The organism is Burkholderia sp. 9775_39, assembly GCF_015712225.1.
Lineage (GTDB): Bacteria > Pseudomonadota > Gammaproteobacteria > Burkholderiales > Burkholderiaceae > Burkholderia > Burkholderia cenocepacia.
Genome location: NZ_JACCQC010000011.1, coordinates 1 through 15,499 on the forward strand (window position 1 = coordinate 1; position 15,499 = coordinate 15,499).

Annotated in this window: 15 protein-coding genes; 8 read left to right on the forward strand and 7 right to left on the reverse strand. The window is 70.1% G+C overall.

Translation table 11 applies throughout. The annotated features are described in order from the left end of the window. Positions 1-1,084, forward strand: a 1,084-nt coding sequence (locus tag H0X90_RS16465) for a DUF72 domain-containing protein (protein WP_196438155.1), incomplete at its 5' end; no start/stop codon positions are given. Positions 1,085-1,106: 22 nt separating this feature from the next. Here H0X90_RS16465 and msrA read toward each other — a convergent pair. After that, the gene (gene msrA / locus H0X90_RS16470) at positions 1,107-1,667 is read right to left on the reverse strand and encodes a peptide-methionine (S)-S-oxide reductase MsrA (RefSeq protein WP_048988968.1); all 561 of its coding nucleotides are present in this window, start codon (positions 1,665-1,667) and stop codon (positions 1,107-1,109) included. A gap of 111 nt (positions 1,668-1,778) precedes the next feature. Then, complete coding sequence (locus tag H0X90_RS16475; protein ID WP_226245078.1) at positions 1,779-2,195, reverse strand: hypothetical protein; 417 nt, start codon at positions 2,193-2,195, stop codon at positions 1,779-1,781. Here H0X90_RS16475 and H0X90_RS16480 point away from each other — a divergent pair. The 3 genes from H0X90_RS16480 to H0X90_RS16490 all read left to right on the forward strand — a co-directional run bounded on the left by H0X90_RS16480 (position 2,188) and on the right by H0X90_RS16490 (position 5,046). Next, complete coding sequence (locus tag H0X90_RS16480) at positions 2,188-3,594, forward strand: selenium-binding protein SBP56-related protein (RefSeq protein ID WP_006482492.1); 1,407 nt, start codon at positions 2,188-2,190, stop codon at positions 3,592-3,594. The genes H0X90_RS16475 and H0X90_RS16480 overlap by 8 nt on opposite strands. Further along, on the forward strand, positions 3,591-4,256 hold the full coding sequence (locus H0X90_RS16485) for a hypothetical protein (protein WP_006482477.1): 666 nt from the start codon (positions 3,591-3,593) through the stop codon (positions 4,254-4,256). The genes H0X90_RS16480 and H0X90_RS16485 overlap by 4 nt, the downstream gene beginning before the upstream one ends. A gap of 280 nt (positions 4,257-4,536) precedes the next feature. After that, entirely contained in the window at positions 4,537-5,046 is a 510-nt protein-coding gene (locus H0X90_RS16490; protein ID WP_006482487.1) for a flavin reductase family protein, read from the forward strand. Here H0X90_RS16490 and H0X90_RS16495 read toward each other — a convergent pair. Beyond that, a complete protein-coding gene (locus H0X90_RS16495; RefSeq protein ID WP_006477992.1) occupies positions 5,033-5,533 on the reverse strand; it encodes an Lrp/AsnC family transcriptional regulator in 501 nt (166 codons plus the stop codon). The two genes, H0X90_RS16490 and H0X90_RS16495, sit on opposite strands and share 14 nt — an antisense overlap. Before the next feature lie 129 nt (positions 5,534-5,662). Between H0X90_RS16495 and kynB the strand changes: the two genes are divergently transcribed. The 3 genes from kynB to kynA all read left to right on the forward strand — a co-directional run bounded on the left by kynB (position 5,663) and on the right by kynA (position 8,611). After that, positions 5,663-6,304: an arylformamidase gene (kynB, locus tag H0X90_RS16500; RefSeq protein WP_060210750.1), complete on the forward strand. Its 642-nt coding sequence runs from the start codon at positions 5,663-5,665 to the stop codon at positions 6,302-6,304. Between the two features lie 30 nt (positions 6,305-6,334). Beyond that, positions 6,335-7,585, forward strand: a complete 1,251-nt coding sequence (gene kynU, locus H0X90_RS16505) for a kynureninase (protein WP_102898918.1) — start codon at positions 6,335-6,337, stop codon at positions 7,583-7,585. Positions 7,586-7,675: 90 nt separating this feature from the next. After that, positions 7,676-8,611: a tryptophan 2,3-dioxygenase gene (kynA, locus tag H0X90_RS16510; protein WP_077189693.1), complete on the forward strand. Its 936-nt coding sequence runs from the start codon at positions 7,676-7,678 to the stop codon at positions 8,609-8,611. Positions 8,612-8,631: 20 nt separating this feature from the next. Here kynA and H0X90_RS16515 read toward each other — a convergent pair whose 3' ends face one another. The 4 genes from H0X90_RS16515 to mdlC form a co-directional block, all read right to left on the reverse strand. After that, positions 8,632-10,038, reverse strand: coding sequence for an MFS transporter (locus H0X90_RS16515; RefSeq protein WP_034201905.1), 1,407 nt, complete (start codon positions 10,036-10,038; stop codon positions 8,632-8,634). A 257-nt stretch (positions 10,039-10,295) separates the two neighbouring features. Beyond that, positions 10,296-11,240 (reverse strand): ketopantoate reductase family protein, encoded by a 945-nt coding sequence (locus H0X90_RS16520; RefSeq protein WP_077055748.1) that lies wholly within the window; start codon positions 11,238-11,240, stop codon positions 10,296-10,298. A gap of 14 nt (positions 11,241-11,254) precedes the next feature. Further along, positions 11,255-12,706 (reverse strand): aldehyde dehydrogenase, encoded by a 1,452-nt coding sequence (locus tag H0X90_RS16525; protein WP_059721413.1) that lies wholly within the window; start codon positions 12,704-12,706, stop codon positions 11,255-11,257. Positions 12,707-12,735: 29 nt separating this feature from the next. Then, entirely contained in the window at positions 12,736-14,340 is a 1,605-nt protein-coding gene (mdlC, locus tag H0X90_RS16530; RefSeq protein ID WP_077189694.1) for a benzoylformate decarboxylase, read from the reverse strand. 99 nt (positions 14,341-14,439) lie between these two features. Between mdlC and H0X90_RS16535 the strand changes: the two genes are divergently transcribed. Next, on the forward strand, positions 14,440-15,351 hold the full coding sequence (locus H0X90_RS16535; RefSeq protein ID WP_006485519.1) for a LysR family transcriptional regulator: 912 nt from the start codon (positions 14,440-14,442) through the stop codon (positions 15,349-15,351). Positions 15,352-15,499: the final 148 nt, after the last annotated feature.

A 15,499-nucleotide genomic window follows, 5' to 3' on the forward strand; every position in this document is an offset into this window, starting at 1 on the left:
CTCCCGCCCCGCCGCCGACGACGACGCGCCTGCCCCGTCGTCCGGTTTGCTGTGGGACGAACCGTCCCCGCCGGCCGCCGCGCCGAAAAAAGGCCGCCGCAAGCGCGGCGTGCTGCCTGCGCCGATCCCGGCCGACGTGGCCGCCGCCGCGGCCGGCCTGCCGCCGAACGTGCGGCTCGGCACGTCGTCGTGGTATTTCCCCGGCTGGAACGGCATCGTCTTCGACGGCGATTTCGCGCAGACGAAGCTGTCGCGCGAAGGGCTGCAAGCGTACGGCGCGCATCCGCTGCTGAGGAGCGTCAGCCTCGACCGCTCGTTCTACGGCCCGCTGTCGGTGGCCGACTACCTGCGCTACGCGCAGCAGGTGCCCGACGATTTCCGCTTCGTCGTGAAGGCGCCGGCCGCGGTGACCGACGCGGTGATCCGCGGCCGGCGCGGCGAGCCGTCCGGGCCGAACCCGACCTTCCTCGACGCACCGCTCGCGACCCGCGAATTCGTCCAGCCGTGCCTCGACGGGCTCGGCCGGAAAGCCGGCGTGCTCGTGTTCCAGTTCTCGCCGCTGCCCGATCAACTGCTCGCGGCGCCGGCCGCGCTGATCGACCGGCTCGCGGCGTTCTTCGCGGCGCTGCCGCCGCTGCCGCCGGATGCCGACGGCCCGCGTTACGCGATCGAGATCCGCGACGCGAGCCTGCTCACGCCGCGCTTCATCCGCGCCCTGGCCGCGCTCGGCGTGCGCTATTGCGTCGGCCTGCACGCGCGGATGCCCGACCCGCTGCGCCAGGCCGCCGCGCTCGCACTGCTCGACGGCGACGCGCCGGGCCCGCTGATCGTGCGCTGGAGCCTGCACGGCGGGTTCAAGTACGAGCAGGCGAAAGCGAAATACGAGCCGTTCGACAAGCTCGTCGACGAGGATCCCGCCACCCGCTCGGCGCTCGCCGAACTGGCCGCGCGCTACGCACTGGCCGGGCAGCCGGTGATCATCACGATCAACAACAAGGCGGAAGGCTCCGCGCCGCTGTCGTGCATCGCGCTCGCGCGCGAAATCGCCGCCGCGTGCGCGCAGTGGCGCAACGAGGCGGCGTGATCGCGGCGTGCGCCGTCGACGCTCACGCGCCGCGCAGCGACTTCAGCCGGTGCGCGAACTTCTGCCGGAATTTCGCGAGCTTCGGCCCGATCACGACCGAGCAGTAGCCCTGCCCCGGATTGCGCGCGTAATAGTTCTGATGATAGTCCTCGGCCGGCCAGTAATTGCCGTCGAGCGGCACGACCTGCGTGACGATCGGCTGGCCGAACACCTGCTCGCGCTCGAGCTCGCGGATCATGTCGAGCGCGGTATCGCGCTGCGCATCCGAATGCGTGAACACGACCGACCGGTACTGCGTGCCGACGTCGTTGCCCTGCCGGTTCAGCGTGGTCGGATCGTGCGTCGCGAAGAAGATCTCGAGGATCTCGCGATAGCCGATGCGCGCCGGATCGAACGTCACGTTGACGACTTCCGCGTGGCCCGTGTCGCCTTCGCAGATGTCGCGATAGCCGGGATTGCGCGTATGGCCGCCCGCGTAACCCGACTGCACGGCCGTCACGCCGTCGACGTCGAGAAACACGGCCTCCGTGCACCAGAAACACCCGCCTCCGAGCGTCGCGGTTTCAAGCATCTCGTTCCCCATGAAATCAGTCCCTCGTGGATGACGGCAGCCGGCACGCCCGTGCCGGCGCCATCGTTTCGCGTCGCCGTTGCCCGCCCGCGAGGGGGAGGCAGCGGCACTTCGTCAAGTATCTCACTCGCGCGCGCAACTGGCAGATCGGACAGGGCGCCGCACGCGCCCCGCCGCGTGTTTCTCGTCTACACTTAGGCACGCGCAAGCGACGGCCAACCCGTCGCGCCCGCCCAGCGTCCGATGCATGCCCGACCCCGATGCCACCATCATCTGCCGGAACATCGATATGCACGCCTTAACAGACATCGCCTGCGTCGCGGGCCCGGTCGCCGCTCCGTCGATCGCACCATCGCAGTGGCACGTGCCGGTTTCGCGGAGCGCGCCGCGCGGCACCCCCTCGCCTTTTCCCGCTTTCACGACCTGATGCACGGCATCGCGCGCGTCGCCGACGCGCGCGGCCACCGCAGTCCGCACGTCCGCAACGAACGGCCGTGCGTCCACGATCCGACACCATCCGGAGGACATCACCATGAGCATGCGGCCCGACCCGACGTTTCACGCTTCGCCCGAACTTGCGATGCAGGCGCCGGCGGAGGAGTTTGCCTATACGTTGTTGCTGAGCCCCGATTTTTCCAGACCCGATGCGCTTGCCGTGATCGACGTGAAGCCCGGTTCGTCGACGTACGGCAAGATCGTGCACACGGTGACGATGCCGAACACCGGCGACGAGTTTCACCACTTCGGCTGGAATGCGTGCTCGTCGTCGCTGTCGCCGCTGACCGGCCATGCGTTCCTCGAGCGCCGCTTCCTGATCATTCCCGGCCTGCGCTCGTCGCGCATCTACGTGATCGACACGAAGCCGCATCCGACGCAGGCGCGCATCCACAAGATCATCGAGCCCGACGAAATCTTCGCGAAGACCGGCTATTCGCGGCCGCACACCGTGCATTGCGGACCCGAGGGCATCTACGTGAGCACGCTGGGCGGCGCGGGCAAGGACGGCACCGACGGCGCGCCTGGCATCTTCATCATGGATTGCGAGACCTTCGACGTGCTCGGCCGCTGGGAGATCGACCGCGGCCCGCAGGACAAGCATTACGACTTCTGGTGGAACCTGCCGCGCGACTACATGGTGTCGAGCGAATGGGCGCTGCCGCCGCAATTCGAGAACGGGATCGTCCCGGAGGATCTGCTCGCGAACAAGTACGGGCACCGGCTGCATTTCTGGGACCTGCGCGCGCGGCGCAACGTGCAGACGATCGATCTCGGCGCGCAGCACCAGATGGCGCTCGAGGTGCGGCCCGCGCACGACCCGGTGCGCGAATACGGATTCGTCGGCGTCGTGGTCGATACGACCAATCTCGAAGGCTCGATCTGGACCTGGTGGCGCGAAGGCGGCAAGTTCCATGCGAAGAAAACCGCGACGATCCCGGCCGAACCGGCCGCGGCCGATGAGCTGCCGCCGCTGCTGCAAGGATTCGGCGCGGTGCCGCCGCTCGTGACCGACATCGACCTGTCGCTCGACGATCGCTTCCTGTACGTGTCGTGCTGGGGCACCGGCGAGATGCGCCAGTATGACGTGTCGGACCCGCACCACCCGGTGCTCGCGGGGTCGGTGCGCATCGGCGGCATCGCGCGCCGTGCGCCGCACTCGAACGGCCGCACGTTCGCGGGCGGCCCGCAGATGGTCGAGATCAGTCGCGACGGCCGGCGCGTGTACTGGACCAACTCGCTCTATTCGACGTGGGACGACCAGTTCTATCCGGACGGCGTGCCGGCCGCGCAGGTGCTCGCGCACGCGGGGCCGGACGGCGGGCTGACGCTCGCCGACGACTACTGGGTCGAGTTCCCCGACGGCTACCGCGCGCACCAGATCCGGCTCGAAGGCGGCGACTGCTCGACCGACTCGTTCTGCTATCCGTCGGTCAAGCGTTGAGCACCGGCCTTCACGCGTCGTTCGCGCTGTGGGCGGCCGTGCTCGCGAGCGGCGTCTATCACGGACTCAACCCGGCGATGGGCTGGCCGCTCGCGGTGTCGAACGCGCTGATGACGCGCCGCGGCGGCGCGCTCGTCGCGGCGCTCGGCTATCTCGCGCTCGGTCATGCGCTGGCCGTTTTCGCGGTGATGCTGCCATTCGGGCTGCTCGCCGCGCTGCTCGCGTGGCAGTCGGCGATCCGGATCGGCGCGAGCGCGCTCGTGATCGGCTTCGGCGCGGTACTGCTGATCCGGCGCCGACATCCGCGGGCGCTCGCACGGATTCCGCCGGCGCGGCTCGGCCTGTGGTCGTTCGCGGTCGCGCTCGCGCACGGCGCGGGGCTGATGCTCGTGCCGATCTACCTCGGCCTGTGCGGGCTCGACCGGGATGCCGGCCACCGCGCGGCGGCGCTGCTCGTCGATGCGCACCTCGGCATGGCGCTCGTCGTCGCCGCCGTGCATGCGGCCGCGATGATCGCCGCCGGCGGCGGGCTCGCGTGGCTCGTGTACCGTTATCTCGGGCTGAAGTTCGTGTCGCGGAGCTGGTTCAATCTGGATGCGGTGTGGGCGTCGAGCCTGATCGTGACGGGAGCGTTGTCGCTCGGGCTGGCGGCGGCGCGATAGCGCGGGCAGCGATGGCTCGCTGGCGCAACGAGGTGCCGGGCGCAACGGCCGCACCGTTAAAAAACGTGACGGAACGGCGCTGCCGGCCGCGCGCCGCAGTGTTCGCTACGCCACCCTGCCGTCGCGATGCGCCGCCCGACCGGGTCCGGCGCCCTCGATTCCGTTAAAATCGGGCCATGCGCACCCCTTCCCAATCGACCGCCTCGTCGTCTTTCGTCCGCCGCGCCCGTCACCCCCGTGCCGTGTCGCGCCCGCCCGTCCCGTTCCGGATGGCTGCCCGATGAGCCACGCCAATCCGCCGGATTTCGACTCGGCCGCCTTCCGGCAGGCGCTCGGCCAGTTCGCGACGGGCGTGACGGTGATCACGACGCGCGCGCCGTCCGGCCAGCTGATCGGCATCACCGCCAGTTCGTTCAATTCGGTGTCGCTCGATCCGCCGCTCGTGCTGTGGAGCCTCGCGCACAAATCGGCGTCGACGCCGGTGTTCCGCGGCAACAGCCATTACGTGGTGAACGTGCTCGCGGCGTCGCAGTTGGACCTGTGCAAGCGCTTCTCGACCTACAAGGGCGACCGCTTCGAAGGAATCGCGCACGCGGCCGGCAACTCGGGGATGCCGGTGCTCGACGGCGCGCTCGCATGGTTCGAATGCCACAACCGCAGCCGCTACGACGAAGGCGACCACGTGATCTTCGTCGGCGAAGTGGAACGCTGCGGCGTGCGCGCCGTAACGGAAACGGCGCCGCCGCTCGTGTTCCACGGCGGCGGCTTCCACGGCCTCACACCGCTTTGATCGCCCCCGTGCGCGCCAGCCCGACCGGCGCGCCGGCTTCGTCCTTCAGCGTCTGCAGCACGATGTTCGACCGGATGTCCATCACGCCCGGCGCCTTGTAGAGGCGGTTCAGCACGAAATCCGAATAGTGCTTGAGGTTGTGCGCGAGCACGCGCAGCAGATAGTGGCTCTCGCCCGTCACGACGAACGCGCCGACCACCTCCGGCCATTCGCGCAGCGCTTCCGCGAAGCGCTCGTGCCATTGATTCTCTTCGTTGCGCATCGACACCTGCACGAACGCCTCGAGCTCGAAACCGAGCTTCTCGCGGCTCAGGCACGCGCGATAGTGCTCGATCACGCCCTGCTCCTCGAGCAGGCGCATGCGGCGCAGGCAGGCGGATGGCGAAAGCGAGATGCGTTCGGCCAGGTCGAGATTGCTGATTCTGCCCTCCTCCTGCAGTACCGCCAGAATCCGGCAGTCGGTGGCATCGAGCGTGATCGCGTGCATTTTTGGTCCCCGTTTTCCCTCTGAGTCGAATTATCTGCCAATCCGGCGGATTGTCCATGTTTATTTCGCAAGCACTTTCTGCGAGCGTCCACCTATCATTCGAAGGATCGACTCACGCTTCGTCATGCCATGGACACACTCTGGGACATCTCACCGCCGGTCAGCCCCGCCACCCCCGTGTGGCCGGGCGATACGCCGGTTGCCGTCGAACGCGTATGGCGGATGGAGGCCGGCTCGCCGGTCAACGTCGCACGCCTGACGCTGTCGCCGCACACGGGCGCGCACTGCGACGCGCCGCTGCACTACGACGCCGACGGCGCGCCGATCGGCGCGGTGCCGCTCGACACCTATCTCGGCCCGTGCCGCGTGATTCATTGCATCGGCGCATCGCCGGTCGTGCGGCCGGCCGATGTGGAAGCCGCGCTCGACGGCGTACCGCCGCGCGTGCTGCTGCGCACGTATGCGCGCGCCGCGGTCGAGCAATGGGACAGCAATTTCTGCGCGGTCGCGCCCGACACCGTCGACCTGCTCGCCGCGCACGGCGTGAAGCTGATCGGCATCGATACGCCGTCGCTCGACCCGCAGGAATCGAAGACGATGGATGCGCATCGCCGCGTGCGCGCGCACCGGATGGCGATCCTCGAAGGCATCGTGCTCGACGACGTGCCGCCCGGCGACTACGAACTGATCGCACTGCCGCTGAAATTCGCGACACTCGACGCGAGCCCCGTGCGTGCGGTGCTGCGCGCGCTGCCCGCGCAGGCTTCCTGATTACCCGACCTACGACCTCACATCATGATGATCAAGACCCGTGAAGACGCGCTCGCGCTCGACCGCGACGACCCGCTGGCCCCGCTGCGCGACCAGTTCTCGCTGCCCGACGGCGTGATCTATCTCGACGGCAACTCGCTCGGCGCGCAGCCGCGTGCATCGGCCGCCCGCGCGCAGCAGGTGATCGGCGCCGAATGGGGCGAAGGCCTGATCCGCAGCTGGAACACGGCCGGCTGGTTCGCGCTGCCGCGCCGCCTCGGCGACAAGCTCGCGACGCTGATCGGCGGCGCGCCCGGCGAGACGGTCGTCACCGACACCATCTCGATCAACCTCTTCAAGCTGCTGTCGGCGATGCTGCGCCACCAGGCCGAGCGTGCGCCCGAGCGCCGCGTGATCGTGTCGGAGCGCTCGAACTTCCCGACCGACCTGTACATCGCGCAGGGGCTGATCGACCAGCTCGGCGGCGGCTACACGCTGCGCCTGATCGACGATCCGGCCGACCTGCCCGGCACGCTCGGCGCGGACACGGCCGTCGCGATGATCACGCACGTGAACTACCGCACCGGCTACATGCACGACATGCCGGCCGTCACACAGCTGGTGCATGACGCCGGCGCGCTGATGCTGTGGGATCTCGCGCACTCGGCCGGCGCAGTGCCGGTCGACCTGAACGGCGCGCGCGCGGACGGTGCGGTCGGCTGCACGTACAAGTACCTGAACGGCGGCCCCGGCTCGCCCGCGTTCGTGTGGGTGCCGCAACGCCATCTCGCGCATTTCTCGCAGCCGCTGTCCGGCTGGTGGGGCCACCGCGCGCCGTTCGCGATGCAGCCGGGCTTCGCGCCCGATCCGGGCATCGCGCGTTTCCTGTGCGGCACGCAGCCGATCGTGTCGATGTCGATGGTCGAATGCGGGCTCGACGTGTTCCTGCAGACCGACATGGACGCGATCCGCCGCAAGTCGCTCGCGTTGACCGATGCCTTCATCGCGCTCGTCGAAGCGCGCTGCGCGGGCCTGTCGCTGAAGCTCGTCACGCCGCGTGCGCATCACCAGCGCGGCTCGCAGGCGAGCTTCGAGCATCCGCACGGCTACGAAGTGATGCAGGCGCTGATCGCGCGCGGCGTGATCGGCGACTATCGCGAGCCGTACGTGCTGCGCTTCGGCTTCACGCCGCTCTATACGCGCTTCGCCGACGTGTGGGATGCGGTCGAGACGCTGCGCGACATCCTCGCCACCGACGCGTGGAAGGCGCCCGAGTTCGCCGAACGCGGCGCGGTGACCTGACCGGTTCTGCGCGGCGCGCCGCCGTTGCATGCGGTGCGCGCGCCGCGCATTCATCATTCAAATCTGGAGAAAGTCGTGAATTCTGGTCATATGCAGCCCCCCGGCGGCGACGCGCCGGCAGGCTGCCCGTTCTCGGGCGCACGCGCCGCACAACCGGCGCAAGCCGCGCACGAAGCCCCGCACGTGCCGGGCGAGGCCGACGCTCAAGCCGGCTGGCACAACGCGCAGCTCGATTTCTCGAAGTCGATGAGCTATGGCGACTACCTGTCGCTGAATTTGATCCTCGACGCGCAGCATCCGCTGTCGCCCGATCACAACGAGATGCTGTTCATCATCCAGCATCAGACGAGCGAGCTGTGGATGAAGCTTGCGCTGTTCGAATTGCGCGGCGCGCTCGATGCAGTGCGCACGGACGCGCTGCCGCCCGCGTTCAAGATGCTCGCGCGCGTGTCGCGCATCCTCGAGCAGCTGGTGCAGGCGTGGAACGTGCTGTCGACGATGACGCCGTCCGAGTATTCGGCGATGCGGCCGTATCTCGGCCAGTCGTCGGGCTTCCAGTCGTACCAGTATCGCCAGCTCGAATTCCTGCTCGGCAACAAGAACGCGCAGATGCTGCAGCCGCATGCGCACCGGCCCGACATCCTCGAACAGGTGCGCGCGACGCTCGAGGCGCCGTCGTTCTACGACGAGGTCGTGCGCCTGCTCGCGCGGCGCGGGTTCCCGATCGCGCCCGAGCGGCTCGAGCGCGACTGGACGCAGCCGATGCGGCACGACGAGACGGTCGAAGCCGCGTGGCTCGAGGTCTATCGTCATCCGCAGCAGCACTGGGAGCTGTACGAGATGGCCGAGGAACTGGTCGATCTCGAGGATGCGTTCCGTCAGTGGCGCTTCCGTCACGTGACGACGGTCGAACGCATCATCGGCTTCAAGCAGGGCACCGGCGGCACGAGCGGCGCGCCGTACCTGCGCAAGATGCTCGACGTCGTGCTGTTCCCCGAGCTCTGGCACGTGCGCACCACGCTGTAACGCACGTCACGCGCCCGCCGTCACGACGACGGGCGGGCGAGTTCCTCCCCTTCGCGCGGCGGCGCGGGCACGCGCGACAGCCGCGGAATGTGCCGCCGCACCGCGAGCAGCGCGACGCACACCACGCCCATCGCCACGGCCAGCATCGTCAGATACGCGCCCGCGCCGCCCGCCGTGATCACGATCGCGCCCGCGAATGCGCTGAGGATCGCGCCGAGCCGGCCGAACGCGAGCGCACTCGCGGTGCCCGTCGCACGCACGGCCGTCGGATAGATGTACGCGCACAGCGCATACATCGTCGACTGCACCGCGTTGACGAACAGCCCATGCAGGCCGAGCCCGACGATCAGCCAGCCCGTGTGGCGGCTCGCATCGACACCCATCAGCCACACCGCGCTCGCCGCGCCGCCGATGCTGCACAGCGCGAGCGGCCAGCGCGAGCCCGCATGCGCGATCGCCCATGCGCACAACAACGCGCCGATCACGCCGCCGAGGTTGTACGCGGTGAGCCCCGAGCCCGCGACCGACACGCTCAACCCGCTCGCCGCGAGCATCGTCGGCAGCCAGCTGAACGCCGCGTACACGGCGAGCAGGCACATGAAGAACGCGCACCACAGCGCGATCGTGTCGCGCGCCTGGCCGCTCGCGAACAGCGCGCCGAAGCCCCCGCGGCTGCCCGGCGCGCGGGCGTCCTTCGTATCGGTGAACACGGTGCCCGGCGCGACCGGCCGCTGCATCCGCGCGAGCAGCGCGCCGAGTTCCGGCCAGCGTGCGGGGCGTCGCGCGAGATAGCGCGGCGACTCGGGCAACGCGCGCACCAGCACGAAGCCGAGCACGAGCGGCAACGCACCGCCCGCGAAGAACAGCCCGCGCCAGCCGTAGCGCGGCAGCACCTCGTGCGCGAACAGGCCGGCCAGCATCCCGCCGAGCGGCACGCAGACGATCGTCGCGGTCACCATCATCGTGCGGCGCCGCGCGGGCGTGTATTCGGCGGTCATCGTCGTGGCCGTCGGCAACGCGCCGCCGATCCCGAGCCCGGCGCAAAAGCGCAGCATCGCGATCGTCGCGACGTCGGGCGCGAAGCCGATCGCGCAGGTCGCGAGGCCGAACAGGAACACGCTGCCGATCACGGCCTGGCGGCGGCCGAAGCGGTCCGCGACGAGCCCGGCGCACGCGCTGCCGATGCCCATCCCGACCAGCCCCGCCGCGACGGCCGGCGCGAACGCGCCGCGCGTGATACCCCATTCGCGGATCAGCACGGGAATCGCGAAGCCGATCAACTGGCCGTCGAAGCCGTCGAGCACGATCGCGAGCGCGGCGAGCAGCACCACGCAGCGCTGCATCAGCGTAAACGGCCCGTCGTCGAGCGTCGTGCCGATGTCGATCGACGGCGGCCGCCGGCCATCCAGTGCGTCGTGCGTGCTCATGCGGCCTCCCGGGCGCCGCGCGTCGGCGGCAACGTGCGCGACCGGCGCGCGGCAAGACAGCGGCATTCGATGGTTTTCATGGCGTCTCCGGTTGTCCGGGCTGGCGCGCATGCGTGCCCGGATCTCGTGCTGTGCATCGACCGGCGCCCGTGCATCGGCGTCGGCGTCTTGTTCCACCCTTCACGACCCGGCGCCATCGCCCCGCGGGCGCGGCCTCCGTATCGTCATGCGGCGCGAGCCGGCCGCCGGCCTGTGGCTCAGTTCGTCCGTGCGTCGATCAACCGGACGAGCGCGAGCAGCGTCTCGGCATGCGGCACCGCGACGCCCGCTTCGCGCGCGGCCGCGACGACCTTGCCGCTGATCGCGTCGATTTCGGTGCGGCGGCCCGCGAGCACGTCCTGCAGCATCGACGGGCGATGGCCGCGATGGTCGCGGATCGCATGCTCGACGTTGCGTGCGACGCGCTCGCCGTCGACCGCAATGCCCTTCGCGCGCGCGACGGCGGCCGTCTCGGCCGCGATCGCCAGCGCGAGCCGCGGCCCGTCCTGATGATGGCCGAGCTGATCGACGGTGCAACCCGTCGTCGCGCACAGCGTGTTGAGCGCCGCGTTGAACGCGACCTTCTCCCAGATCGCGGCCCACACGTCGGCATCGAGCGTGCAGGCGAGCCCCGCGCGCGACAGCGTGTCGGCCACGGCCGTCGCGAACGGGCGTGCCGCGCCGTCGGCCGTCATCATGCGGATCGTGCCGGCGCCGTGCGAGCGCACGTGCGCGGGCCCGGCCGCATCGGCCGGCCACGTCGTCACGCCGACCAGGATGCGCTCGAGCGGCACGAACGCATTCAGCGTCTCGACGTTGCCGAGCCCGTTCTGCAACGTCAGCACGAACGTGTCCGGCGTCAGCAGCGCGCGCACGCCGTCTAGCGCGGCGCGCGTGTGCAGCGATTTGGTGAAAACGATCAGCAGATCGAACGGTGTGTCGGGCGCGGCGGCCGCGGCCGCATTCGCGGCGTCCGGCCGCACGGCCTGCAGCGTGCGAATGCGCCGTTCGCCGCGGTCGTCGTCGATATGCAGCCCGTCGCGGCGGATCGCATCGAGATGCGCATCGTTCACGTCGATCAGCGTGACGGCTTCGCCGCTTTCGGCCAGTCGCGCGCCGAACAGCGAACCCATCGCGCCGGCGCCCAGAATTGCAATTCTCATCGTCGGCGGCCTCGTCAGAACGGATAGTGGCGCGGCGCCGTCTGCACGGTGATCCAGCGCAGGTCGGTGAACGCGGCGATGCCGGCCTTGCCGCCGAAGTGGCCGAAGCCGCTGTCCTTCACGCCGCCGAACGGCATCTGCGCCTCGTCGTGCACGGTCGGGCCGTTCACGTGACAGATGCCCGATTCGATGCGCGCCGCGACGCGCAGCGCCCGCGCGACGTCGCGGCTGAACACGGCCGACGCCAGCCCGAACGCGTTGTCGTTCGCGCAACGGATCGCGGCCTCCTCGCCGTCGACGCGCACGATGCCCTTCACCGGGCCGAACGATTCTTCCGCGTAGATGCGCATCGCCGGCGTCACATGGTCGAGCAGCGTCGCCGGGAACAGCGTGGTGTCGGCCTTGCCGCCGCACAGCAGCGTCGCGCCGTGCGCGAGCGCATCGTCGATCAGCGCGTTGCAGCGCTCGACCGCCTTCGTGTCGATCAGCGAACCGAGCACGACGGGCCCGTTGCGCGGATCGCCGAGCGGCAGCGACGCGGCCTTGTCGGCGAGCTTCGCGACGAACGCATCGGCGATCGCCGCGTCGACGACGATGCGCTCGGTCGACATGCAGATCTGCCCGGAATTCGCGAATGCGCCGAATGCGGCCGCGGCGACCGCCGCGTCGAGATCGGCATCGTCGAGCACGACGAACGGCGCCTTGCCGCCGAGTTCCAGCACCGACGGCTTCAGGTGACGCGCGCACGCTTGCGCGACGATCCGCCCAACCCGCGTCGAGCCGGTGAAATTCACGCGGCGCACGGCCGGATGCGCGATCAGCGCATCGACGACGGCGCCCGCATCGTCGGGCGCGTTCGTCACGAAGTTGACGACGCCCGGCGGCAGTCCGGCCTCCTGCAGCGCCTCGACGATCAGCCCGTGCGTGACGGGACACAGCTCCGAGCCCTTCAGCACGACCGTGTTGCCGCACGCGAGCGGCAGCGCGAGCGCGCGCGTCGCGAGGATCACCGGCGCGTTCCACGGCGCGATGCCGAGCACGACGCCTGCCGGTTGCCGCACGCCCATCGCGAGCGAGCCCGGCACGTCCGACGGAATCAGCTCGCCGCCGACCTGCGTGGTGAGCGATGCGGCCTCGACGAGCCCGCTCGCCGCGAGGTGAACGTTGAAGCCAGCCCACAGCGCGGACGCCCCCGTCTCGGCCGCCATCGCCGCAACGAACTGGTCGTGCTTCGCTTCGAGCGCGGCGGCCGCCTTCAGCAGCAAGGCGCGCCGCGCGCCGGGCCCGAGCGCGGCCCAGTCGGGAAATGCACGGGCTGCCGCATCGGCCGCCGCGCGCGCATCGTCGACGGTGCATGCGGGCGCTTCGGACGCGACTTGGCCGTCGAGCGGGTTGCGGCGCACGAAGGTCGCGCCGCCGGACGAGTGGCGGCGTTCGCCGCCGATCAGCATCGCTACGGTTTGCATGGAATCTCCGGAAGGACGCGCGCGGCGCGTCACGCAATCTCGACTTCGACGACGACCGGCGTCGCGGCACGCAGCGCGTCGGTCAGCGTGTCGCGCAGCTTCGCCGCTTCGGCGACGCGCACGCCGCGGCAGCCCATCCCTTGCGCGAGCGCGACGAAATCCAGGTCGGGCAGCTCGGTGCCCTGCACCGGGTCGCCCGGACCAAAGCCGAACACGGGCGCGAAATCCTGCAGCGCCGCGTAACGCCGGTTGTTCAGGATCACGAACGTGATCGGCAGTTTCAGCTGCGCGGCGCTCCACAACGCCTGGATCGAATACAGGCTCGAGCCGTCGCCGATCAGCCCGATCACGCGCCGGCCCGGCTGCGCGAGCGCGACGCCGACCGCGGCCGGCATCCCGTAGCCGAGCCCGCCGCTGTCCATCGTGTAGAACGTGCCGCTGCGCGTGAACGGCAGATGCTCCTGCATCACCGGCCGCGCGCTCGGCGCCTCCTCGACGACGATGTCGGACGCGTCGCGCACGTCGGCGAGCGTCTGCAGCGCGAACGCGACCGACATGCGCTCGCCGGCGGCGGGCGCGTCGACGCGTACCCGCGGCGCGCGCGCCGCGGGCATCGGCCGCTCGGGCGGCGCCGGTCGCGCGAGCAGGTCGCGCGCGGCGAGCCGCAAATTGCCGACGACCGCATCGCCCGACGGCGTCCACGCGGCGACGCCCGGATCGTCGACGAGCTGCACGAGCGTCGCGCCCGGCGGCACGTGCGGGCCGAAGCCTTCGATGTGATAGGTGAACGCGGGCGCGCCGAACGCGAACACGAGATCGTGCCCGTCGAGCCGCGCGACGATCTTCTCGCGAATCGCGGGCAGGAAGCCGGCGAACAGCGGATGGTCTTCCGGAAAGCTGCAGCGCCCCGACATCGGCGCGACGTACACGCGCGCCCGGTGCCGCTCGGCGAGGCGCACGACGTCGTCCCATGCTCCCGCGCGATCGACGGCCGCGCCGACCACGAACGCCGGGCGCCGCGCGGCGTCGAGCGCGTCGCCGAGCCGCGCGAGCGCGTCGGGATCGGGCCGCACGATGCTGCTGACGTCGCGCCGCGGCAGCCGTTCGGCCGGCTGGTCCCAGTCGTCGACCGGGATCGACACGAACACGGGGCCGCGCGGCTCCTGCATCGCGATGCGGTACGCGCGCGCGATCGCGGCCGGCACGTCCTGCGCCCGCGCCGGCTCGATGCTCCATTTCACGTACGGCTTCGGCAGCTCGGCGGCCTGCGTCGCGCCGAGGAACGGATCGAACGGCAGAATCGCGCGCGCCTGCTGGCCCGCGGTGACGATCAGCGGCGTGCGGTTCTTGAACGCGGTAAACAGAGTGCCCATCGCGTTGCCGACACCCGCCGCCGAATGCAGGTTGACGACCGCCGCATTGCCGGTGGCCTGTGCATGGCCGTCGGCCATCCCGACCACGACGGCTTCGTGCAGGCCGAGCACGTAGCGGAAATCGTCGGGGAAGTCGCGGAACATCGGCAGCTCGGTCGAACCGGGATTGCCGAACACGCGGTCGATGCCGAACTGACGGAGCAGGTCGACGACCGCGTCGCGGACGGTGATCGATGCGGAAAGGGGCGGATGGCCGGACATGCTCGGGTGTCTCCTCGATGACTGGGCGGTTTCCACAGTATCGAAGTGCAAGCCATTCTCGGATACTGTATTTTCTGCAAAAAGCCATTACGATCCGGCATGACTTTCGATCTCCGACAATTACGCGCGTTCACGACGATCGTCGCGTCCGGCAGCCTCGGCCGCGCGGCCGACGCGCTGCACGTCACGCAGCCGGCGTTGAGCCGGATCCTGAAGCGGCTGGAGGAACAGGTCGGCGCGCCGCTGTTCGAGCGCCATTCGAAGGGCGTGCAGCTCACCGCGTTCGGCGAGGCGCTGCTGCCGCATGCGACGCTGCTGCAGCACGAGGCCGAGCATGCGCGCGAGGAGCTCGACGCGATGCGCGGGTTCGCGAAGGGCACGATCAAGGTCGGCGCGGTGGGCAGCATCGCGAGCCTCGTGCTGCCGATCGCAGTCGGCCGCGTGCTCGACCGCTGGCCGAACCTGCGCGTCGAGATCATCGAAGGCGTGTGGGACCGGCTCGCGGAAGGGCTGATCAAGCACGAGATCGACCTCGCGCTGTCCGCGCACGGGCCAGATACCGACGAGATCGTCGCGATTCCCGAGTGCCGCTGGGAAGACCGCAGCCATATCGTTGCGGCGCCGCACCATCCGCTGCGAGCGCTCGGCCGCCCGCCGACGCTCGCCGATACGCTGCACGCGCGCTGGGCGATTCCGCCGCGCGGCACCGCGCCGTTCGACCACATGCGCGCGACCTTCGACGCGCACGGGCTGCCGCTGCCCGACATCGCGGTCGAGACGCGCTCGGTCACGACGCTCAAAAGCCTGGTCGCGCACGCCGGTTTCCTGAGCTGGATGGCCGAGCCGATGGTCGGCGCCGAGCAGCGCGCCGGCACGATCGACACGCTGCCCGTGCGCGAAGTGGTCGCGGTGCGCACGCTCACCGCGTTCCGGCGCCGCCACGGCATCCTGCCGGGGCCGGCCGGCAAGCTGCTCGACGAACTCGTCGCGCTCACGCGCGAAGGACGCTGACGTTCGTTTCCTGCCGGCTCCGCGTCCGCCCGGCCCGCGCGCCGCCGCAGCGCACCATCGAAATGCCGCGTCCCCGCCTTGACTTTCGTTCGCCCGAATACGATCATTCGCTCACACAAAGAGCAAATGATCGTATTCGACAGGACAG